The organism is Scatolibacter rhodanostii (genome assembly GCF_900197595.1).
Taxonomy (GTDB): domain Bacteria; phylum Bacillota; class Clostridia; order Oscillospirales; family Acutalibacteraceae; genus Scatolibacter; species Scatolibacter rhodanostii.
Window position 1 is genome coordinate 409,859 of sequence record NZ_FZLO01000002.1, and the last position, 22,453, is coordinate 432,311.

Consider the following 22,453-nt stretch of genomic DNA (forward strand, 5'->3'; position numbering starts at 1 on the left):
ATCCAATCAAAATCACTTTATTTGCTGTCTTTATTTTCTCGTTTAGTGCTGCCACCGTATTTTTTTTGCTTATAAGCCGGTAACAAATGCAATAATCTAGACTGTACCAAGTTAGGGTTTTCTCCTGCCTGAATGGCTTGTACACCCTCACAAATAATGCGCATACAAAGATATTCCTCATCGTTTCTGGCACGAAGTTTGTTTGAAATAGGGGCAAAGATAACATTCGCCAATATAGATCCGTAAAAAGTAGTGACCAATGCAACCGCCATATTAGGACCAACCGAAGAAACGTCCTCTAATGTTTTCAGCATATTAATGAGACCAATCAAAGTGCCAATCATACCAAATGCGGGACCTAGCGCTGCACCCTTATCATAAAAAGACCGTTCTTGCGCATGCCTCTCATCAATGCTGTCTAGCCAAGATTCCATTTCTTCTTTTACTTTTTCGGGGTCATGAGAATCTACCACCATCTGAAGGCTGTTTCTTAAAAATTCATCTTGCTGTGTATTGGCGTCTTCTTCCAATGCCAACAAGCCTTTTTCACGTGCTTTTCTTGCGCATTCAACTAACACTTCAATATATTTAGTTGGCACATATTGAGTTGGCATAAAAATAATTCTTAAATGTTTGGGTATTTTTGCAAACTGAGACATCGGAAACATAACGAGCAAACACCCCAGCACACCGCCAAACACAATCGCCACACTAGGGATATCAATAAAACTTCCGATATTTGTGGTCACAATAGACCCTACATTCGTCTCACTGTCTACCACAAACACAATCCCAAAAATAACCAATCCAATTGCGAGTATAAATCCAATTATTGACGCAATGTCAAACGATCTTTTCAACTCCCACTCAACTCCTTATCCTAGAATTCATTTTACCAAGAAAACCCACTGCAGTTCTTTTTAAAGCGAATTACTCTTTGTTTAATTTCATGAGCTGATTCTTTCACGATATAATAATTTTTATTAATCAAGCGAATGGTAGTATCCGGTGTTTCTTCAATGGTCTCAATTAAATCTGAGTTTAGAACGAAGGGAACGTCATTTAACTTGGTTAGCTCAATCATTTTTATCCCTCTCTTTATTTTTTATGTTTTTAGCCTTAAGTTTCTAAATCATTTTGTATCTGCTTCTCTTACTATAAATCCAAAAATAAGTAAAAGTAGTGCCTGAATTTAATGTATCCATTGAAATCAGGCACAAAATAAGAACTTTTAAATTATTAACCAAAGAGAGCCAGCAAAACACCTGCCGCAACCGCAGAACCAATTACACCTGCAACGTTCGGTCCCATAGCGTGCATTAATAAGAAGTTGCCCGGATTGGCTTTTTGTCCTTCAATTTGAGAAACTCGAGCGGCCATTGGCACAGCGGATACACCAGCAGAGCCAATAAGCGGATTGATTTTCCCTTTGGTAATCACACACATCAATTTTCCAAGAAGTAACCCACCAATTGTACTGAACATAAATGCAATCAATCCTAGTACGATAATTTTGATGGTGTCCAACTTCAAGAAGGTTTCGGCATTGGCTGTAGCACCTACGGTGACGCCAAGGAAGATAGTAACAATATTAATCAAAGCATTTTGCGCTGTGCTTGACAAACGTTCTACCACACCTGATTCTTTAAATAAATTACCAAGCATCAGCATACCAATAAGCGGAGCTGTGGAAGGCAGCAACAAAACACAAAAAATTGTGACGATAATTGGAAAACAGATTTTCTCTAGCTTTGAAACCGTCCGAGTTTGCTCCATTTTAATTTCGCGATCTTTTTTGCTAGTCATTAATCTCATAAGAGGTGGTTGAATCATAGGAATTAGTGCCATATAAGAGTATGCTGCCACTGCAATAGCCGGCAAAAGAGCAGGCGCTAGCTTAGATGTTAAGAAAATAGCTGTGGGGCCATCTGCACCACCGATGATACCGATACTGGCTGCTTCTTGCGGTGTAAATCCCAGTGCTGTAGCAATCATAAACGCAATGGCAATACCAAACTGTGCTCCGGCACCGATAAAAAGACTGGCCGGTCTGGCAATGAGCGGGCCAAAATCTGTCATAGCGCCAATGCCAAGGAAAATTAATGACGGATAAATTCCCTTTTTTACACCTTGGTACAGATAATATAATAATCCACCTGCTTCAGATGACGAAGCCGGTGCATCCATAAGACCGGTAAAGGGTAAATTCACAAGCAAAATACCAAATGCAATTGGCAATAGTAACATTGGTTCAAATTTTTTGGCAATTGCCAAATAAACTAATACGCAAGCAACCAATATCATCACCAAATGCTGCCATGTTAAACTGACAAAGCCAGAACTGGCCCATATCTTTTGAATAGCCTCAATAAACATATTATTCTCCCTCTTTTACGTACCCAAGCTCATTTTCTATTTAGAAGTAGTTTTTATTGTCTTTTTGTTGTTTTCACATCATCTTTTGACTTTGATTCAATTGAACGAATGATTAAAGAAAAAAGATTAATCAAAAGAAATAAACCGCACAAAACCACAAAAACAACTGCCATCATAAAAACAGAAATATTTAAGCTCTCCAAAATACCCATACTATGACCCATCCTTTCTATGAAATAATAAAATTATATTGCTGCTATACAATCCAATTTTGTAAATTGGACGACAAAAAGGGCGGAAATCTCCCCTAAGGGAGCTCTCCACCCTGAAGCTCAAAAAACTTGAAAACAAACCCACGAACACAGTTTGTCCAACCGGAATATGACCAATATGAAATTTGTAATATTTTAGTATATTATAGCATTTTAGGTCTAAAAGTCAACCTATTATGATTAATTATTCGAATTAAACTTTTCTTTTCACTCCTTACACTCCTTCAAGCTTTTAGCTCATCATAGTCTTACGACCTACTTTATATCATTTTTACGCTTCCCTACAAGCTTTAAAACAAATTCTTTCAACCTTTCAGCTGTTCGATTAAAAAAAAGAGCCTGTTTTTAGCAGGTCCCTTTTTCTGTTAATCCATTGTTTGTTGCCCATAAAATCTCTGATATTCTTTGGGAGACATCCCTGTTAGTTTTTTAAATATCTTAGAAAACTGCTTGGCATCCTCATACCCACATTTCTTTGATATATCTGATATTTTTAAATCAGAATCACCCAATAGTTGTTTCGCCCTATTGGTTCGAACCATTTTTAAATAATCTACAAACGATTGTCCCACCATCTTTTTAAACATATTCGAAAAATAGTAATAGTTAAGCCCTACATAATTTGCCACACTAGCCATATTGATATTCTTATTAAAATTTTCGTCAATAAACAATATGGATTTTTCGATTGTTTTCATCTTGTTCTCATAATCATTTTTTCCATTTTGATAAGAAGACAGAGTTTCTGATACAGCCTCAAAAAAATCAATTAGCTTTTTTTGATAGACTTCAATCCCGTATTTAAGTATGCAATCTTTTTCAAATACATCTGCCTCATGGCAAACCATTTTGTATTTGCTAATAATCTTTACGTATATCTCTTGTTCCAGTTTTTCAAAATAATCAAAGAAGTAAGTCTTTTTAGCTTCCTCGCACAAAAGGTTTTCTATTGCTTTTTTTAATTTTTTCTCATCTTGATTTCTGAAATCTTCTAACACAGAAAAATCTTTTGAAGATATTTCTCCTTGTATGCGCTCTTGAATCGCAGAAAATTTAATCTGTTTTATGTCCTGTATACTATGATATTTGTCCACTTCTAAAACTTCTTGCAAAAGCGACTTTAGATGATTCACATTCGTCCCCACTGAAGTTTGCGAGAGATTGATGATATTTTCTTCTCCGATTTGATGTAAAATAGCCTGACGATTTTGCGGATGAAAAATTACCAATAATTTTGACTTGAAACGCATAGCAATCCACGGTGTGCTATAAGAAAATTTATGTTGATTATTTTCTATAAAACGCATCTCATTTTTAATCGAAGCACACTTAACAATCATGAGGCAGAACTCATTTTCAAAGATTGCATGCTGTTGAAAATCGTATCCTTCACTCGCTGCCTGTTCTGTTTGTGACATCCACACTGATTGTATCTTCGCCGAAAGCACTTCATACAACAAGCCTTCTGCCATTATCATCTCTCTATTGCTGGCTTGCCGAACTGTTTCTACCAATTCTTGAATATCGACCGGTTTTAATAGGTAGTCAAAAGCTTGCAGGCGAACTGCTTCTGCCGCATATTCAAACTCGGCATAACCACTAAGAAAAATAACAGGAGGCATTTTTTTGTTTTGAGCAGCTGCTTCTCTTACAAACGCAAGCCCATTTATTCCCGGCATTCGTATATCGGCAATGATGACATGAATTTCATTTTCCTGCAAAACCTGCAGCGCTTCCTCTGCATTTTCACATTCATATATTTTACCCATCTCTAAATCAGAATTTTTCAGGATGCTGGCTATCCCTTTTCTTATATTTTCTTCGTCGTCTACTAATAATGCATGAATCATAGCTCCACCTTATCCTTATCAATTTCAATGGTAATTCGGGTGTAATATTCGGGCTCGCTGTCAATATATATTTCTGCACTATCTCCATAGTATAGTTTTAGGCGCTCATAAACATTTTTAATGGCAATTCCATTACTTTTGGGATGGACAGTATAAACTTTTTCTAAAATCTCCCCCACTGTCCCACGCTCAATTTTTTGTGGAAAACCAATTCCGTCATCTTCCACTCTTAAACAATAGCTTTTTTCATTTTCATAAGCTTTTACCACAATTTTTCCTGACTTTCTGCTCTCTAAACCATGTACCACAGAATTTTCTACTAAGGGCTGCAAAATCATTTTGTGAATACGCATATTAAGATACTTATCCTCTACTTCAATTGTTAACTGAAAACGCCCGCTATTGCGAATGCTCACTACAGCAAAATAATTTTTAACATGTTCTATTTCGTCCTTTAAAGACACAAAATTGCTTTTCCAGTTTAAATTATAGCGCATAATTTTTCCCAATACTGTTATATCGTTTGCTAGTTCATATTGATTTGCAATGACTGCTTTCATTTTTATATTTTCTAGTGTATTGTAAAAAAAGTGAGAATCAATTTGTGCTTGCAGTGCGCCTAATTCTGCTTTTTGGGTGGCCGTTTCTTCTTTAATAATTTTAGCAATCAGTTCTCTAATGGAACGCACCATTTTATTAAAGCTTCTTGCCAAATCACCAAACTCATCGCGCCCGTCAAGAGGTATTTCTACATCTAAATTGCCTTCTTGCATGTAGTTCACGTATTTCGTAATAATACTCAACTTTTTCATTAGCCCGTTTGTCGCCGTTGCAGTCACAAACGAAATGGCCACTAATAATAAAATTGTAATGGTTACCGTCCAATTTCTTTTTTTATTTAGCTCATCTCTATATTCGCTTAAATCAGAAATATTAACCACATACGTATCCAAATTTTCAATATAAGTTTGTGAAATAGCAAATGTCTCATCTTCTACTGTTTGCAGATAGGGAGTTGCCTTTTCTTTGGATAAATTCTGCAAAAAACTGCTGTAATCTCGGTTTTTAATATCTTCGTCCAAACCGGTTATTAACACTCTACTTTGCTGACCTCGCTGATTTTGCAGTAAAGATGTCTCACTGTTATCCAATCCCCAAAAATGTTCAGCCGACATAACTATTTCAAGAATACCGACAAAATTTCCTGCCGGATAATAGATTTTGCGATAAAAGGACACAACGGACACATTGCTGTCCTGATTATAAACCATATGATTTTCATTGTGATTCAAACGCCAGTAGGTGCCCGATTTACTGTTGTTTAGCAACGAATAAAAATCAGTACTTTGCAAATGTTTTTCGCTATAAAGATGAGGCCAAATTTCAAGACTGTTATCATAATGCGAAAAGATTCGAATTTGATAAATATCTTGATTCATCTCCATCATTTGATTTATGTTTTTAATAGTATCATTATTAAAATTAACATAGTCCATCGAAGTCTTTTTTTGATTTGACGAAATAAAATCTAACAAATTATAATCCTGTAAAATGTACCATTCAATATTAGAAATTAAATCTCCATTTTTTTGGACTGTGCTTTCAATTTGGTTAGATCGTTCTTGTATGGCTTTAAAGCGATCTTTTTCTTCCTGCTCCTTAATATTGTGAAAAAACACAAAGGAGAAAAAGATGCTGGGGACCGTAAAAATACTTAAGTACACTAAAATTAACTTTTGATTTATTGTCAGCTTCATAAAACTCCTCCTGTTTTATTATAAAACATATTTTTTCACAATCACCACAAAAGCAGAAAATACAGCATAATAAGTATGCTATATTCTCTGCTTACTATAAATGAAAAATTACTCTTGTGCCGGCAATTTTTTCAAATTTTCTTCATACTTGGCTTGCTCATATTCCATCAACTTGTCATAGCCCAAATCAGTTTTTGTCTTCACAAAATCTTGGAACAAGCTATCAAACTCTTCCTCCGATTCAGCTAAAATAAGTTTTGGCAGAGCCAATCCCCATGCTTGCTTAATTTTTGTATCTACAATGCCCTGTTCGCTATCTGTTGGCGGAGCGATGTTATCAAAAGCAGCATAGTTAATCGATTTTCCAATTGTCCAGTCGTCCATTTGCTTGAGGTAATCTGCTTTTTCAGGTTTCCACTGATGAATTTTGGTATCAATACGAAGCATCCAAAGTGGATCCATACCAACTATTTTATCGTGCTCATCGCGGTCATTGACAAGCAATTCTTTTAGTTCTGGCTTCATAACCTCTTTGCCATCAACCATATCCCAGCTTTCGCCTTCTTTACCTAGATATAAATCTCTTTGGCCTTCGTCAGAAATCCAATAAGTGAAAAGTTGAATGGCACGGTCAGGGTTTTCACAGTTTTTGGTGATTAATGATTGTGTCCAACCGGTAATAGAAGTACCGTTCAGTTTAGGTTGATCTAAGTTAGAATTAAACATGCCGTCAACCGCAATATAAACACTGTTAGGATCTTCTAGATTTCTGGCTGCCTGTCCGCTGACAACGTCAGATTTCTGGTAAAGCATTGCAAAATAGCGACCCTGTGCCACTTTTTCGTCAATCTGAGCACGTTTGTCAATGAAGATATCAGAAGAAATCAAGCCTTTTTCATTGGCTGTTCTTAATGTTTTCAACCATGTTAGATATTCAGGGTCTTCTCTTCTATCAATCAGTTTATTATCTGCATCTACTTTAGAAATAGCCAAGAAATTCTGTAAAAAATCATCTAAAGAATAGTTGCCTGTATCAGAGAATTCATGTAATGCAAAAGGAATAAGCGGTTGCCCGTTTACTTCAGGGTACATGGCTTTTGCATCTTCTAAAGCCTTTAAGAAGCCTTCAGGTGTGCGCATGTCAGGCTTACCAAGAGCTTCGTACATATCTTTTCTAACCAAGAAAGTCTGCTGTGTTTCAATTGTTTCAGGTTTTTCTTTGTAGTCGCTTGAAACAGCATAGGAGTTATTATAGCCATATGTTTTGCCATCCGGCTGAGCATACCAATCCAACACTTCTTTGTCAGCAACTTCATAGAAGTAGGGGTCATACTCGTCTGCTAAATCATTTAGGCTATAAACCAAGTCAGCTTCAATAATTTGGCGAATGCTATCTTCTGTCGCACTGATTGTGACCATATCAGGCAATGATCCGCCGGCAATCATCGTGTTCAACTTCTCTTTTTCGTTGCCTGCGGGAACAATAAAGTTGATGCTTACACCTGTTTTTTCTTTTAAGTATTTGGAAATCATGGTTGTGCTTTCAGCTGGCTTATACCAAGAAAAGTTAATGTACCAATCAAAGGTAACCGGATCCGTATTGCTTTTCCATCCTGGTTCATCGGCTGTCGGTGTTGCTGAAACATCTGATGTTGCCGCAGATGATGTTCCCGCTTCGCTTGCGTTTTTGCTTGATTCTTTTGAATCGCTTGCACAAGATGCTAAGGTTGAAAGAATCATCAAAACACTAAATAGCATGCTAAGTCTCTTTTTCACTTTTGTACCTCCCTAAAATATATTCCTCTCTACCCAAACTTTTTATATTTTGTTATTAGCCTTTCACAGAACCTAAAAGCATGCCTTTAACAAAATATTTTTGAAGAAATGGATAGATACAGACAATTGGAAATGTTGTGACTACCATAGTCGCCAATTTAATGGACTGACTGCTAATCGTAGTCGATCGTACCCCGCCCGGCATATTGGCCATCATTTCGGCAGAACTGGCTTCTGCCACAATACGGTATAAATACGTTTGAATGGGCTGTATATTCGTGTTATTGATGTAGATAACCCCTGAAAAATATTCATTCCAGTGATAGACCCCATTGAACAGTGCTATCGTGGCCAATACCGCTTTGGATAGCGGCATAATAATTCTCACAAATATAAGAAAGTCATTGGCACCATCTACTCTTGCGCTTTCTTCTAATTCTTTAGGTAATTCACGAAAAAATGACTGAAAAATAATCAAGTTATAAAAACTAAAGAGTGACGGGATAATATAGACGAAGAAATTATCCAACAAGTTCAAATTCTTGATCAACAAGAAAGTAGGGATTAACCCGCCTGAAAAAAACATGGTCACAATGCCCATACCCATGAAAAATTTTCTTCCAATTAGTTCTGTTTTTGAAAGACCATAAGCAACCATCGCTGTAAAAAACACACTGGTTACCGTTCCGATTAATGTTCTTGCTGCTGTAATGCCAAAAGCTGTAAAAATTTCATTGCTCTTAAATACTGCTTTATAGCTGTCTAAGCTAAATTTTCTAGGCCACCAATAAAGATGTCCCATCATAGCGTCTGTTGCGTCATTAAAGGAATGCACCACCGTATACCATATCGGATAAAGCAGCACAAAGCAAATCAGCAGCATAACCAGAACATTGACCGTATCAAAAACAATCTCTGATTTTGTTCTTCTGTTTGATTTCATTTTATCTCCCCCTGCTTCATCAAAATAACGATGTATTGTTAATTTTTTTAACAATGGTATTCGTACTTACCAATAATACCACTGCGGTAAGAGATTTAAACAGCCCCGCTGCGGTGGCAAATGAGAAACGTCCTGATTGAATACCCATGCGGTAAACAAAAATATCAATCACATCACTGGCGTCTGCATTTAATGTGTTTTTCAGCACAAATATCTGGTCAAAGTTCGAGTTCATCATATTACCGACTGCCAGAATTAGCAAAATGGTAATCGTACCAGCGATACTCGGCAAAGTAATATTCCATATTTTGCGCAGCCTTCCGGCACCATCTACCGTGGCTGCTTCATACATAGATTGGTCGATTCCTGAAATAGCGGCCAGATAAATAATGGCGTTCCAACCAAGCTCTTTCCATATATCCGAAACAATGACAACTCCCCAAAAGTATTCTGATTTTGCTATAAACGGAATCGCTTCTTTAATAAGTCCCATGCTCAAGAGCAACTCATTGAGCAATCCGCTTTCTGAAAGCCATGTAATCATTATGCCACCCAAGACAACCCATGACAGAAAGTGCGGCAAATAAGAGATGGTTTGTACCACTTTTTTAAATCGGTTGTGCTTTACTTCATTTAACATAATAGCAAACAAGATTGGGAGAGGAAAACCAATGATTAATTTAAGAAAACTAATTCCCAATGTATTTTTTAAAATCAAGAAAAATCTTTCATCCTTGAAAAATTCTATAACATGTTTCAGCCCTACCCATTCGGCTTCTGAAATTGGTTTCGTTATCTTGTAATCTTTAAAAGCAATAATAATTCCATACATCGGTGTGTAGTTAAAAATCAGCATCCAAATAATGCCGGGAATTACCATTAGCAATAAATATTTCTGGTCAATCAATTTACGTCTTACTTTGACCCAATTCAATCAAAATCCCCCTCGCTTTTGTTGTTCACAAAACTTATACATAATTCATAAAACTATATATAATTTACCTTTATTTATTATCCAAAAACAATTATATAGAGATAATCCTTGAATTAACAGGTCATTTTTTTGATTTAAGTGTTAAAATTTAAGGTTTCTGTCAATTTTTCTTATGCAAAATTATAGTTTGTTTCAAAAATATTTTTGTTTTTCATTTTAGTAGTTTCCCATAAACCTTTCTATTCATCTTTCCTTCCTATGTATATATTCTTGTTTGACATCCATTTCACCCTGGGTTTTATCGCTTTATTGATATAAAAAAGCGTGAAAGAAAGTCTTATCCAAATTCTATGGATAAGACCTTTTTCTTTTATTCTTTTGCAAAGTAAAATTTACACTTCGATAATCTCAAGACACAACAAACACAAAAACGATCTCCTAACCTTGAGGTTGGAGATTGTTTTAACTCTTCTAAATTTAGCCACGAATACGGAATGTTTTTACTTCATACGGTTTAATCGTAAATGGCAGCACTGCTCCTTGAACAGACACATCTGCTATTTTTTCTTCGATTAAATTGCATTCTTCTGCTGAAACAATGTTGCCGTTCCATGTCAGTTCAGTCATTGTTAGTGCATTGTCGCATTCATACAAACGAACAATCACACCATCGCCGTTTTCTGCTTCTTTTACGGTTTCAATAACCGCATTGGGCGCATTTACCGAAACAACAGAAAGACCGTTGTATTCTGTCCCGCCTGCAGAAGCAAAGGCTGGCTGATTCAAGAAGAAAGCTTGCTTCACCGTTCCTGCTTCACGCCAGTTTCCAGCATGGGGATAGAGTGAATAGGTGAAATAGTGCATTTCTTGGTCGGTAGTTGGGTTTGGTTCAATACCTGATTTAATCAATGTCAAGCCAATATTGCTGTCTTTCACAGAATGACCATATTTGCAGTCATTCAGCAAACTGACACCATAATGACCCTCAGATAAATCCATCCACTTTTGGCCGCAACTTTCAAAACGAGCCTTATCCCAGCTGGTGTTCGCGTGTGTTTTACGAGTTACATTACCAAACTGAATTTCAAAGGTTGCCTCATCCGTATGCAACGCAACAGGAAAATGAACCTTGAGCAAATGCTGGTGTTCTTTCCAATCGACGGTAGTTTCAAAGTCGATACGGCGAGAATTGGCATAGAAATGAATTTTCTGGCAAATCAGCGAATTGCTGACTTTACGTTCCTGATACAAGGTGGCACGAACAGGACCGTTTTCAATCCATTCAGATTTTTCAAGCGAAGTAACATCCCAGAATTTCTCGGTATAATAAATATCGATATCCCAGTTATCATAATAAATCGGCTTATCTTCATACATACGGAACAAGTTAGCCGGAAGCTTCTCCTGCACAACTTCACGATGATTTTCTTTATCCAGAATACTGCTCATCAAGCCATTTTCATCCAGTTTTACTGTATAGTATGGAGTTTCAATTCCGTCTGCTGTAATTTCCAGTACGTTGTTCTTTTCAGTCGAATCAGCTGTTTTATATGCTTTATAGCCTTTAGACGGCAAATCTTCTACATAAACTACAGCACCGTCTTCTGTCTGCTGAACAGGATAAACTTTGCCATTTTCATCTGTCAAAGCTTTTGCCTTGCAGTCCTTAAGCACGACAACGTCATCACGGCTAAAGCCAGTGGTGTTGAATATGGTTACTCCTTCTTTGCCGCTAACTAGTGTTTGCAAGCGTTCTTCTGACAAGGCAGCCATTTTAGCTTCCATGGCTTCATATTCACGTTTCGTGACTTCGTATACTTCTTTAATAGAAGAACCAGGGAGAATATCATGGAACTGATTCAACAGAATATTTCTCCAAAGCTTGTCTATCTCTTCATGCGGATAAGCTACTTGGTTTTTAGCCAATACACTCAAAAGCTCTAAATCCATCATGTGTAGCTCGGCTTTACGGTTTGAACGCTTATTGCGTGCCATCGAGGTGTAGGTTCCTCTATGGTATTCAAAATAAAGCTCGCCAACCCATGTTGCCAAACGGGGGTTATCTTTCACACGCTCTGCCAACTCGTCAAAATAAGCACGCGAGAACTCTTGTCTGACTTTCGGCACGCCCTGAATCCCCTTATCCAAACGGGTAGAAGCTTCTAGCATATCGCGAGTTGGACCGCCGCCGCCATCTCCATAGCCAAAGGAAATCAAAATGTCGTTATTGATTTCTTTGTCTTGATAACGGTGCCAGCCACCCAAAATAGCGTCAGAATGCAGCATACCATTATAGGTAGTAAAGAAATCATCTTCACTCTGTCCTACACCTAAGGTAGTGACAAGATGAGTCAAAATCTCTGTGCCGTCAATTCCTCTCCACATAAAGGTGTCATGCGGCATTTTGTTAAACTGGTTCCATGCGAGTTTTGTGGTCATAAAATAGTCAATACCACTTTTTTGCATAATCTGCGGCAATGCGCCAGAATAACCGAACACGTCCGGCAGCCAAAGAATACGGTTATCAAGACCAAATTCTTCTTTAAAGAAACGTTTGCCGTAGAGGAACTGACGTACCAAACTTTCACCGCTTGTCAGGTTACAGTCCGCTTCGACCCACATACCGCCTTCCGGCTCCCAGCGTTTTTCAATTATACGCTGTTTAACTTGTGCATAGAGTTCGGGATAACGTTCTTTCAAGAACTGATAAAGCTGCGGTTGGCTCGACATGAATTTATAGTCAGGATATTCTTCCATCAGTTTGAGCACGGTCGCAAAACTTCTGCCTACCTTTTCACGGGTTTGCTCAACGGTCCACCACCATGCCACGTCAATGTGTGTGTGACCAATGCAAGTGGCAATTACTTCACTATTCCCTGCCAAATCGGTATACATTGCCTTTGCTAAATACTCTCTTGCTTGTTGTACACTGGCATAAAAAGCTTCACTATAAGCGGTACGCATATCCAACAAGTTAATAGCATGATTCAGCACACGTTCTAAATCACGGCGTTCCTTACCGTCTTTCGGTAAACGAGGGAAAGCATCTAACGGAATGCGCAAATCATAATATAAACCCGTGATTTCAGGATCGACTTCTTGCATTTCTACAATCAAATTAAATTCAGAGTGCAAAGTGCCTGTATAAGACTGTAAATCCAAGCGGTAAGTCGTGCCGGCTACCGCTTTTCTTTCTAGCAAGATATCACGGTGATTCATGTCAATACCTTGTATTGGCACATTGTCTTTAAACAGCAAAAATTGCGGGTTTTTTCCGTCATCCCACTCTTCAATTTGAGTGCGAACATGCATCCAAAGCGGTTTGCCGTCAAATTCCTGCGGCACAGTATAATCACAGCGGAACCAATAATGCTCATCCGGTCCATACCAGTGCATGGTGCGGCTGTCAAATACCTCAAAGGCCGTGCTGTCTGCATCGGCATCTGCCGGGTACACAAAGTTGCCTTTTTTGTAAACCCAGTTTTCCATAGGAAGGCTCTGCTTAACGGTCAGCTTTTTTAGCTCATCGCAAATCCCTTTAATACGTTTATCTAAAAAGTCCATCTTTTTCCTCCCATTTGCATTTGTTAAGCAAATGAATTTTCTTTCGTGTAGTTAATTAGCTCGTCTACTGTCGTAAATGCCACACCTGTTACCGTGTCAGCACAACCATAGTATATCGCAATTCTTCCTGTCTCACTGTCACATAAAGTCGCACATGGGAACACAACATTTGGCACGTCACCCATACATTCATAGATTTCATGTGGAGCCAGAATGTAATCTTTAGAGCGATATTTTACCTTCCATGGTTCATCAATATCCAAAATGGCAGAACCCATACGATAGACAAATCCGTTACAAGTGTTGATAACACCATGATAGATCATCAGCCAGCCTTCATCCGTTTCAATTGGGATTGGACCAGGGCCAATTTTGGTACTCTGCCATGCTGACGTATCGCCACTGACTGCACCCATCATATAGCGGTGACGTCCCCATGCGATTAAATCATCACTCTGACTGACAAAAATATCGCCAAAAGGCGTGTGACCAGTGTCACTCGGACGGCTCATCATCATGTAACGTCCATTAATTTTGCGAGGAAACAGAACCCCGTTGCGATTATAGGGTAAAAATGCGTTTTCCATCTGATGAAAAGTCTTAAAGTCTTCTGTCCAAGCCATGCCTATAGTTGGGCCATGATAGCCGTTACACCATGTCACATAATATTTGCCATCCATAAAGCAAACTCTGGGATCATAGCGATATTCTCTATTCAAAACTTCAGGTTCATCACCAACCAAATGAATTGGTTCGTCATTGATTTTCCAATGAATACCGTCTTCACTAAAACCAGCAAAGATATCCATACTAATAGAACGGCTATCACAACGGAATACACCGGCAAAGCCTTCATCAAACGGAACAACTGCGCTGTTAAAAACGCTATTGGAACGCTTATTTCCGTTTCTTCCTATAATCGGATTTTCTGCATAACGCCACAGTGGCATCTCTACGTTTTGGGGTTTCTCTTGCCAAGGAATATTCGGAAGAGCATTCCCGATAATTTTTGCCATAATACTTCTCCTTTTTGACTACCCTATAGAATTAAAACTTTTAAAAGAAAGGGCGAGAAATCTCCATTTCCCGCCCCTTGGCAATTACTTTATAAAAAACACAAGTGCGTATTTAGAATTATTTAGACGCTATAAAAGCATCAACTTGTGTTTGTGCTTCAGTCACAATCTCATCAAAACCAGCATCGCGCATTTCTGCCATCATAGCAGGAATGGATTCTTCTGGATTTGTTGTGCCAGTCAGAACTTCGCCTTTATAACGCTCATAGATAGAAACACAGTTAGCAAGCTGATCGCTGACTTTTGTTGTATCAAATGTGAAACCAACCAAAACAGAAGGAGTTGCTTTTTCGTTCAGTGTTTTCACTTCATCCCACTGGTTAAAGTCTACGTCATCTGTCTGTGTAACGGTGAAGAAGCTGGCTTGTGTATAACCAGCCATTGACCAGTCTGTTTTATTGCGGTGAACTTTGTTGTCAGCTGTATAATCCCAGTCGTCGCCTTCCAATCCATAATAGAAGCTGTCACGTACATAGGAATCTGTGTTGATCAACTGTAAGAATTCCAAAGCCTTTTCAGGATTCTCGCAGTTAGCAGAAATTGCATTCAAAGAACCACGAACTGTGTCGTTAGAAATAACGCCTTCGCCGATTTGATAAGCTTCTGCTTCAACGCCCATGTTCGGTCCCCAAGTTGTTTTGGCAGCGCCTGACCAACCTTGAGCAATTTGAACGGCTTTATAAGAAGCATCTTCTGGCAAAGTTGCTGCGTCAGAATTGATGATGCCTGACTGATACCACTGGTGAAGTGTGGTAAGGTCTTTCATGATATCGTCCTGCTCAAAAACAGGAACAACCTTTGTAGAAGCATCATCATAGCGAACACCAATTGCTGGCAGGCCGCTGCTCATGTTGTCATACTCATAATAAACCCATGTTGCACCCGATTTGAAAATTGGGAAAGCAGGTTTGGAGATTTTATCTGTAATCTTTTGAAGCGGTTCTGTCATCGCGTCCAAAGTATTGATAGAAGCTGTATCAATTCCTACTGAAGCAGCCAGTTCTTTGTCCCAAACAATAAAGTTAGTTTGTGAACTGTCTTTATAAGTGGGAACACCGTAGATTTTGCCATCTACACGGCAAGCATCCCAATAGTTAGCAGGAATAGAACTGTAAAGTTCTGGCGATGCTGTCTCTACAATATCAGTGAGATCAGCAAAAGCATTTGTCTTTACATCACTGGTGTAGGTATCACCATTGGTAAACAGAATGTCATAGTCACCGCCGGTTTTAACGATAACGCTTCTTCTGTTGCTCCAATCGCCCCAGCTTACTACTTCCAAATCGATGTTAACACCAATTTTTTCGCCCATATAGCTGTTTACCTTTTCAGCCCAAGCTTCATAGTTGCTTGGCATACCGTTACCAACCATAGCCCATTTCAATGTTACTACATCACCAGATGCAGCATCATCAGTTTTTGAACTTGTTTCTTCGGTTTTGCTGCTATCTCCTGAAACAGGAGCTTTTGAAGCATCACTTGCAGGTTTGTCTTTTCCGCCGCATGCTGCTAAAGCGAAAACCATAACCATGCTAAGAAGCAGTGCAACGATCTTACTTGTCTTTTTCATATCTTTCTCCTTCATTGAAAATATTTTATCGTTATCCTTTCACTGCACCTATCGTTAAACCAGAAATAAAATACTTCTGGAAGAACGGATAAACACATGCTATAGGAAGGACAATCACCATGGCGATAGCCATTCGAACTGATTCGGATGGCATGCTATTTTTATACTGTTGCAAGCTCAGTCCTGCTGAAGGGTTTTTAGCGATAAATTCCAAATTCTTCATCATGTTATTTAGCAGTGCCTGCAAAGAAATTAATTTGGCGTTTGATATATACAAAGAGGATTGGAACCAGTCATTCCAATAACTAAAGGTTAAGAACAATGCTATTGTTGCAAAAACCGGTTTAGATATTGGCACAACAATGCGGACAAATATGCTCAATTGGCTGGCTCCGTCAATTTTAGCCGATTCTACTATAGAATCTGGTATGGTGGTTCGGAAAAAAGTTTTACAAATAATAATATTAAAACTAGAAACAGCAAGCGGTAAAATTAAAGACCAAATTGTGTCATTCAGTCCTAAGATATTATTGACTACCACATAGTTCGCCACCATTCCGCCGTTAAAAATCATCGGAATGAACACAATCCATGTATAAAAACCTTTTAAACGGAATTGCTGGCGAGAAAGTACATATCCCATGGATGTTGTCAGCAAAACACCTATTGCGGTTCCTAAAACAGTGACAAGGACTGAAACAAATAAAGACCTGAAAATCATGCCTCTCTCGTGCCACAAAAATTGGTACGCCGAAGAGGAAAACTCGTTGGGCCAAAGTTGGTAGCCAAACTGTGCAATAGATTGCTCAGAGGAAAGAGAAATCATCAGCACAAAAAACACAGGAAACAACGATACAAATGACAGTATAATAAATACAAGGTTAAACAGTCGGTTTGTGGCCGGTTTAATCGCATTCAGCTTAAGCTCGTCAGAATCATTTTTCTTTGTAGTAACTTTTGACATAATACTCTCTCCTTTCGCTAAATAATAGCACTTTCTTCATCAATTTTAGATACAATGAAGTTGGCTGCCAGAACGGTGACACAGCAGGCAATGGATTGGAACAAGCTTGCAGCGGCTGTTTTGCCAATACTAACATTACTTTGAAGAGCCATGTAAATGTAAGTATCAAATGTACTTGCCACATTTGTTAACGAATTGGGAACCCCTTGTGTTACCTGATAGAACAGGCCAAAATCAGAATAGAAAATGCGTCCAACATTCAAAATAAACATCATAATGACAACTGATTTGATAGATGGCAAGGTGATATACTTTACTTGCTGCCACTTATTGGCACCATCTAGCATGGCTGCTTCATAAAGGCTACCGTCAATACCTGTAATGCTGGCTAAATAAACCACCATGCTATATCCCATGGTTTTCCACACTTGCATAATTATCAATATAAATGGCCAATACTGAGGCTGAGAATACCATAGAATCCTTTCGCCGCCAAAAGCTTTGATAATTGCATTGGCTAGGCCTTTATCTGGATTCAGAAAGGCAAACACGAAATAACTAACTACAACCCATGACATGAAATGAGGAAAAAACATCATCGTTTGATAGGCTTTAGATATAAATTTATTATGGAGCTGATTAATCATTACTGCGAAAGTAACAGGAATGATAATTCCCAAGAGAATAAAAACGATATTATATAACAACGTATTTCTTAGAAGCATTCCAAAGGTATTACTCTTCAAAAAAAAGTTGAAGTTTGAAAAGCCCACCCAATCACTATTTATCAAGCTGTAAAGAAAGCCTCTTCCAGGTGTCAATTTATAATCTTTAAAAGCGATGATTAACCCAAACATAGGTAAAAAGCTGAAAATCGCAAACCAAATAAAGGTAGGCAACCCCAACAAAGACAATTCTGTATCGTCTCTCGACCACTTTCGATGTTTTTTCGGCACTGCGACAGCCGAAAAGTTCTTTCGATTTTTCATTATTTCCTCCTCTCAGTGCTGAAAGCCACGTTTAGTTAACGAATAGTTAACCAAACTCTCTTAAGTTGATTCTTTTTATTAACTTAAATATTAACCTAAGTTTTTTGATTAGTCAATTGTGAAATTTAACTAAATGCACAATATTTTTTTGGATTATAAAGCAGTTTTCGCTTAAATTCTGCCTTTACTTTTCAATTTATTTTTTATAATTTGTTTAGTATAGTCAAATTTCAACTGAAAATATCTATATTAACAACAATTAACAATTCCTTGATTTTTTGAATTTTGTTGCGTATAATAGACTTAATTTAAAGCAAACGTTATCATTATTTTATAAGGTACGGTGAAACTTTCATTATGAAAAAACCTACTATGCAGGACATTGCTAACGAACTTTCCACTTCGCGCATTACTGTTTGGAAAGCTCTGAATAACAGGCCCGGTGTTTCTAGCAAGCTACGGCATGAAATTCTAACAAGAGCAAAAGAACTTGGTTATCTCTCTGAAGAAACTGAGTTACCTTTAGCAAACACAGTGGCTTCACGTACTATTGCCGCTGTTGTCTCCCGTCCTGAATCATCGGTTTTTTGGATGGAAATTATTCACGAACTCGCCAAAACGCTTTCAGAACAAGGCATTAATTTGATGTATACCTATCTGCCCACCTCCTACAAACCCGGCTATGCTTTGCCGTCTGTTTTAACTGATGGTTCTGTTTCTGGCATGATTGTGCTAAACATTTATGCCAAACAACTGTTGGAGAAGCTTGCCGCATTGCCGCTTCCCAAAGTTTTTCTTGATACGGTACCTGACTTGCCCTTTGCAAAATTAAATGGCAATTTGGTGATACTAGAAGGCCGTTGCCTTGTCAAAGAAATTACTTCTCGTTTGCTGGAATCTGGCCGAGGCAGACTTGGCTTTATTGGTGACGTTGATTATGCTCAAACCAACACAGACCGTTTTCAAGGCTTTTTAGACGCTTTTGAAGAAAAATCTCTTTCTCCCGACCTCTCTCTCAGCCTGCTTGGTCCTTTTGGTTTTCGTACCCATTATGAAGAAATTTGTCGATTCATTTGTAATTTGGATTCTTTACCAGAAGCATTTGTCTGTGCCAGTGACTATATTGCTGATTTTGTACAGCTCTGTTTCAATGAGTATAATCTTAACCCACAGGGAAAAATTATTTTGACTGGCTTTGATAATAACACAGAGTATGCCAATGTGGCTGGTCGTCTTACTACTGTAGATGTACAAACTAAGAGCCTTGGTGCACGGTTGGCTAATCATATTCTCTTTAAAATAGATTATCCAGCCTCTTCTCCCGAGCTTTCTTATATTTCTTCTGATATTCTTTACCGCGGGATTTTATTAAATTAAACCGTTCTCTTTTATTTATACACACATAAAAAGAATCTATTTTTCCTAACTGCTGTTAGTGAACGATAGATTCTTTATTTTTCCTGAATTCTATTTTACGCATTGCTTAGTGTTCTCTTATTCATCTCTCAATACTATCTAGCATCCTCCCGATAACGAATGCACATTTTAATTCCTTGTGGATAATCGCCGAAATCTTCTCCAAAAATATTCAGGCCACCTACATACTTCGCATCTTCTTTGACACCAATGCGCATCGTTACTGAGCGTTTCCCTTTTAAAGAAAGCTTCTTGGCTGTTATATCCGAAACCTTTTCTCCGTTTACAAAACTACCTTGTGCGTTAACCATCCACTCGGTCAAAACGCCGTATTGTGTAGCACCAAACTTCCATTGTTGCGGGGTTAATTCTCCTCTTCGATCTCCAAAGTCAGCCGGTGAAGCCCAAGAGCCGATTTCTTTTCCCTCAATCCACATAGTAATGTCTGATTTCCATAGATTGTTAAATCCTGGGGCTTCTGAACAAATCTCCATTGTAAAAGCAATTGACTCAGGCTCTAATTCTATCGACTGATAAATAGGAATGATATACTCTACAAAACCTTTTCTAAACCAAATCAAACTTGCATTAATGCGAGAAGGATGCAGAAAATAATAAGGGTCGTCACAATGTGTGTCGCCTACCATACTCTCGAGATTGTTTTTACAGACAAAACCACAAGAGGGGTGCACTTCAAAATGCTGGTAGTTACCAATGGGAACAGCAATTTCAAATTTTTTGCTATTGGGCGGAATGGTCACACCATGTGTTAGCATAATGAGAACATCTTGATACACTAAACTACATAGCTTTTGAGAACCATTTTTGGCCGGCCGAAGTTCAGTCATGATAAGCCCTGCTTCTTCTAAAATTTTCACATTGACTGACACCGTAGAAACCGGTGTATGTAGCGCCTTAGCGATGTCAACACAACTCAAGCTTCCGCTTTGCAATAGGTTAACCATTTGCAAACGCAAGGGAGTAGAAAGCGCATGACAAACTTTTGCCAGCACCACTGGGTCTTGTATAGACAGCCTTAACATTTCTTTTCCCCTCCCTCTCCTCATAAAATAGATTTAACAAATAGCGACACCGCAAGAGAGCAAATTTCCTCTCCAATTAGAAATTTTGCTCTCTTCTTTGTATATTTGCACTTACCAATCGCCTTTATTATTCTATAACTTGTATGTTACCCAATCACTGAATACATCATATTTTCCCAATGGAGTTTTGTGCCGACATCTACATCATCAGGCAAAAGGGCAACCGCAATCATCATAGGTTCTCCCGCATCATAAATATCTGTGCGCCGGAGAAATGCATAGTCCCCATTCATATCTTCCACAACGTATTCATAAGGCCCCATTTTAGCTATTCCTTTCTTACTGTTAATACGAACAAAAAAAACAAGCTCTCGATAGAACAACTCAAGTAACTTAATCAATAATGTAACCGTACTTAATCTAGCTGAATCAAGCAGAAAATCTCTTAGGATTATCCTTAATCTAACAAATCCTGTTCTTCTTCATGCTTGGCGAACCAACTGACAGCATAAGAACAAGTTGCTTTTGCTTTTTTGCCTTGTTGCCGAATTGTCTTGACTGCCTCTTGCAAAAGTCTGCCTGCCACGCCTTGACCCCGTAGAGAATCGTCTACAAAAGTGTGATTAATATCCACCACTTCGTCTGTTACATTGGGAAAATCAACTTCAGCTATTACGTCTCCATTTTCTGACTCCGCATAGATACGATTGCTCTCATAAATAAAGTCCATTTTTATTTTCCTTTCTCTTAAGCATGATGAAGCGTATGAATGCCCTCTTTTAAGGCTGCAGTCAGGACCTCTACATCTTCTTTTGTATTAAATCGTGAAAAACTCACTCGAATTGAGCTATCCACTTCTTGTTTATCTAAGCCTAATGCCGCCAACACATGGCTAGGCTTGCCTTTTCCACAAGCAGAACCTGAAGACACGTAAATATCTTCAGCCGACAAAAAATGGAGCATGGTTTCAGAACGAATACGTCCGGCAGAAAAATTCAATATATATGGCAGCGCCGTTTCGGCAGAGTGAATTTGAATCTCGGGTATCGCCGACAAGTTTTTTCGCAACGCAGCGTTCAATTCTGCCACCCACGCAAGATTTTTTTGTATGTCTTCTCCTTGCTGAACAGCCTCTGCCAAAGCGCCAATCAAAGGCAAGCTTTCTGTCCCTGAGCGAATCTTTTTCTCTTGCCCACCACCAAAATGGGTTGGTAAAATCCTTGCTTTTTTGGCTACATATAAAGCCCCTACCCCTTTAGGTGCATGAATCTTATGTCCGCTTAGAGACAATAAGTCTACCCCCAGTCGGGTGACGGAAATTGGCATTTTCAAATAAGCCTGCACAGCATCAGTATGCAAAAGGGCAGTCAGTTTTTTTCGGCGAATAATATCGGCCGCTGCTTTGACAGGTTGTACACTGCCCGTTTCATTATTCACCAACATCATACTGACTAAAATTGTATTGCCATCAATGGCTTGTTGCAATTCTTCCGTAGAAATTGTTCCATCTGGCTTTAATTTGAGATAAATTACTTCAAAGCCTTGTTTTTCCAACTCTTTCATCGGCTCTAAAACTGAAGGATGTTCTATTTTCGTGGTAACAATTCGGTTTCCCCGTCTTTTTTGTGCTTGCACTGCTCCAAAAATGGCCAAATTATTACTTTCTGTACCGCCAGATGTAAAATAAATTTCTCCTGCATCGGCTCCCAAGCTTTTGGCAATTGTTTCACGAGCATTGTCTAGCTCACATTTTGCCCTAAAACCTCTTGTATGCAGAGACGATGGATTTCCATACTCTTCTGTCATTAAAAACAAAGCTTTTTGTGCGGATGACTCCAATACTTTTGTTGTGGCACTATTATCTAGATAATGTTCCATGCTTGCCTTTCTAAATGCGCTGACACTGACAATTTATATTTATCA

Annotated in this window: 19 protein-coding genes and 1 other annotated feature; of the genes, 1 reads left to right on the plus strand and 18 read right to left on the minus strand. The window is 38.4% G+C overall.

Translation table 11 applies throughout. The features are described 5' to 3' along the window. Positions 1-17: 17 nt before the first annotated feature. The 14 genes from CS931_RS06585 to CS931_RS06650 all read right to left on the minus strand — a co-directional run bounded on the left by CS931_RS06585 (position 18) and on the right by CS931_RS06650 (position 18,071). Positions 18-860: a motility protein A gene (locus CS931_RS06585; protein ID WP_242964915.1), complete on the minus strand. Its 843-nt coding sequence runs from the start codon at positions 858-860 to the stop codon at positions 18-20. A gap of 32 nt (positions 861-892) precedes the next feature. Then, positions 893-1,084 carry a flagellar FlbD family protein gene (locus CS931_RS06590; protein WP_099204969.1) on the minus strand — a complete coding sequence of 64 codons (192 nt, stop codon included), beginning with the start codon at positions 1,082-1,084 and terminating at the stop codon, positions 893-895. A gap of 155 nt (positions 1,085-1,239) precedes the next feature. Next, on the minus strand, positions 1,240-2,376 hold the full coding sequence (locus tag CS931_RS06595; protein WP_099204970.1) for a sodium ion-translocating decarboxylase subunit beta: 1,137 nt from the start codon (positions 2,374-2,376) through the stop codon (positions 1,240-1,242). A 53-nt stretch (positions 2,377-2,429) separates the two neighbouring features. Next, a complete protein-coding gene (locus CS931_RS06600; protein ID WP_159459756.1) occupies positions 2,430-2,588 on the minus strand; it encodes an OadG family transporter subunit in 159 nt (52 codons plus the stop codon). Positions 2,589-2,690: 102 nt separating this feature from the next. Beyond that, positions 2,691-2,752: a sequence feature (sodium ion sensor (DUF1646 type); this cis-regulatory element may regulate processes involved in with the transportation of sodium ions), on the minus strand. Positions 2,753-3,013: 261 nt separating this feature from the next. Beyond that, positions 3,014-4,498 carry a response regulator transcription factor gene (locus CS931_RS06605; protein WP_099204972.1) on the minus strand — a complete coding sequence of 495 codons (1,485 nt, stop codon included), beginning with the start codon at positions 4,496-4,498 and terminating at the stop codon, positions 3,014-3,016. Then, positions 4,495-6,255, minus strand: coding sequence for a sensor histidine kinase (locus CS931_RS06610; protein WP_099204973.1), 1,761 nt, complete (start codon positions 6,253-6,255; stop codon positions 4,495-4,497). Before CS931_RS06610 ends, CS931_RS06605 begins: the two co-directional genes overlap by 4 nt. Positions 6,256-6,363: 108 nt before the next feature. After that, complete coding sequence (locus tag CS931_RS06615) at positions 6,364-8,031, minus strand: extracellular solute-binding protein (RefSeq protein WP_242964916.1); 1,668 nt, start codon at positions 8,029-8,031, stop codon at positions 6,364-6,366. A gap of 55 nt (positions 8,032-8,086) precedes the next feature. Further along, positions 8,087-8,974 (minus strand): carbohydrate ABC transporter permease, encoded by an 888-nt coding sequence (locus CS931_RS06620; protein WP_099204974.1) that lies wholly within the window; start codon positions 8,972-8,974, stop codon positions 8,087-8,089. A 19-nt stretch (positions 8,975-8,993) separates the two neighbouring features. Next, positions 8,994-9,908, minus strand: a complete 915-nt coding sequence (locus CS931_RS06625) for an ABC transporter permease (protein ID WP_242964917.1) — start codon at positions 9,906-9,908, stop codon at positions 8,994-8,996. A 477-nt stretch (positions 9,909-10,385) separates the two neighbouring features. Beyond that, the gene (locus tag CS931_RS06630; protein ID WP_099204975.1) at positions 10,386-13,472 is read right to left on the minus strand and encodes an alpha-mannosidase; all 3,087 of its coding nucleotides are present in this window, start codon (positions 13,470-13,472) and stop codon (positions 10,386-10,388) included. A gap of 23 nt (positions 13,473-13,495) precedes the next feature. Then, positions 13,496-14,491 (minus strand): glycoside hydrolase family 130 protein, encoded by a 996-nt coding sequence (locus tag CS931_RS06635; protein WP_242964930.1) that lies wholly within the window; start codon positions 14,489-14,491, stop codon positions 13,496-13,498. 115 nt (positions 14,492-14,606) lie between these two features. Beyond that, the gene (locus CS931_RS06640; protein WP_159459757.1) at positions 14,607-16,118 is read right to left on the minus strand and encodes an ABC transporter substrate-binding protein; all 1,512 of its coding nucleotides are present in this window, start codon (positions 16,116-16,118) and stop codon (positions 14,607-14,609) included. Positions 16,119-16,149: 31 nt separating this feature from the next. Then, positions 16,150-17,082 (minus strand): carbohydrate ABC transporter permease, encoded by a 933-nt coding sequence (locus CS931_RS06645; RefSeq protein ID WP_099204978.1) that lies wholly within the window; start codon positions 17,080-17,082, stop codon positions 16,150-16,152. Positions 17,083-17,099: 17 nt separating this feature from the next. Then, a complete protein-coding gene (locus tag CS931_RS06650; protein WP_099204979.1) occupies positions 17,100-18,071 on the minus strand; it encodes an ABC transporter permease in 972 nt (323 codons plus the stop codon). Positions 18,072-18,428: 357 nt separating this feature from the next. Here CS931_RS06650 and CS931_RS06655 point away from each other — a divergent pair, with 357 nt between their 5' ends. Then, on the plus strand, positions 18,429-19,448 hold the full coding sequence (locus tag CS931_RS06655; RefSeq protein ID WP_099204980.1) for a LacI family DNA-binding transcriptional regulator: 1,020 nt from the start codon (positions 18,429-18,431) through the stop codon (positions 19,446-19,448). A 134-nt stretch (positions 19,449-19,582) separates the two neighbouring features. On the opposite strand, the gene CS931_RS06660 is transcribed toward CS931_RS06655, so the two are convergent. The 4 genes from CS931_RS06660 to CS931_RS06670 all read right to left on the minus strand — a co-directional run bounded on the left by CS931_RS06660 (position 19,583) and on the right by CS931_RS06670 (position 22,408). Next, positions 19,583-20,530 (minus strand): ArsR/SmtB family transcription factor, encoded by a 948-nt coding sequence (locus tag CS931_RS06660; protein ID WP_159459758.1) that lies wholly within the window; start codon positions 20,528-20,530, stop codon positions 19,583-19,585. 146 nt (positions 20,531-20,676) lie between these two features. Further along, positions 20,677-20,853: a hypothetical protein gene (locus CS931_RS12800; protein ID WP_200814954.1), complete on the minus strand. Its 177-nt coding sequence runs from the start codon at positions 20,851-20,853 to the stop codon at positions 20,677-20,679. Between the two features lie 134 nt (positions 20,854-20,987). Continuing rightward, positions 20,988-21,260 (minus strand): GNAT family N-acetyltransferase, encoded by a 273-nt coding sequence (locus tag CS931_RS06665; RefSeq protein WP_099204982.1) that lies wholly within the window; start codon positions 21,258-21,260, stop codon positions 20,988-20,990. Between the two features lie 17 nt (positions 21,261-21,277). Next, a complete protein-coding gene (locus tag CS931_RS06670) occupies positions 21,278-22,408 on the minus strand; it encodes a cysteine desulfurase family protein (RefSeq protein WP_099204983.1) in 1,131 nt (376 codons plus the stop codon). Positions 22,409-22,453 lie beyond the last annotated feature (45 nt).

What these genes read in the sequence shown, in the direction of transcription:
- CS931_RS06670 (WP_099204983.1), bottom strand. Translation starts at nt 22,408, where the DNA reads ATGGAACATTATCTAGATAATAGTGCCACAACAAAAGTATTGGAGTCA.
- CS931_RS06660 (WP_159459758.1), bottom strand. Translation starts at nt 20,530, where the DNA reads ATGTTAAGGCTGTCTATACAAGACCCAGTGGTGCTGGCAAAAGTTTGT.
- CS931_RS06610 (WP_099204973.1), bottom strand. Translation starts at nt 6,255, where the DNA reads ATGAAGCTGACAATAAATCAAAAGTTAATTTTAGTGTACTTAAGTATT.
- CS931_RS06630 (WP_099204975.1), bottom strand. Translation starts at nt 13,472, where the DNA reads ATGGACTTTTTAGATAAACGTATTAAAGGGATTTGCGATGAGCTAAAA.
- CS931_RS06605 (WP_099204972.1), bottom strand. Translation starts at nt 4,498, where the DNA reads ATGATTCATGCATTATTAGTAGACGACGAAGAAAATATAAGAAAAGGG.
- CS931_RS12800 (WP_200814954.1), bottom strand. Translation starts at nt 20,853, where the DNA reads ATGGGGCCTTATGAATACGTTGTGGAAGATATGAATGGGGACTATGCA.
- CS931_RS06645 (WP_099204978.1), bottom strand. Translation starts at nt 17,082, where the DNA reads ATGTCAAAAGTTACTACAAAGAAAAATGATTCTGACGAGCTTAAGCTG.
- CS931_RS06640 (WP_159459757.1), bottom strand. Translation starts at nt 16,118, where the DNA reads ATGAAAAAGACAAGTAAGATCGTTGCACTGCTTCTTAGCATGGTTATG.
- CS931_RS06650 (WP_099204979.1), bottom strand. Translation starts at nt 18,071, where the DNA reads ATGAAAAATCGAAAGAACTTTTCGGCTGTCGCAGTGCCGAAAAAACAT.
- CS931_RS06600 (WP_159459756.1), bottom strand. Translation starts at nt 2,588, where the DNA reads ATGGGTATTTTGGAGAGCTTAAATATTTCTGTTTTTATGATGGCAGTT.
- CS931_RS06595 (WP_099204970.1), bottom strand. Translation starts at nt 2,376, where the DNA reads ATGTTTATTGAGGCTATTCAAAAGATATGGGCCAGTTCTGGCTTTGTC.
- CS931_RS06620 (WP_099204974.1), bottom strand. Translation starts at nt 8,974, where the DNA reads ATGAAATCAAACAGAAGAACAAAATCAGAGATTGTTTTTGATACGGTC.
- CS931_RS06590 (WP_099204969.1), bottom strand. Translation starts at nt 1,084, where the DNA reads ATGATTGAGCTAACCAAGTTAAATGACGTTCCCTTCGTTCTAAACTCA.
- CS931_RS06655 (WP_099204980.1), top strand. Translation starts at nt 18,429, where the DNA reads ATGAAAAAACCTACTATGCAGGACATTGCTAACGAACTTTCCACTTCG.
- CS931_RS06665 (WP_099204982.1), bottom strand. Translation starts at nt 21,260, where the DNA reads ATGGACTTTATTTATGAGAGCAATCGTATCTATGCGGAGTCAGAAAAT.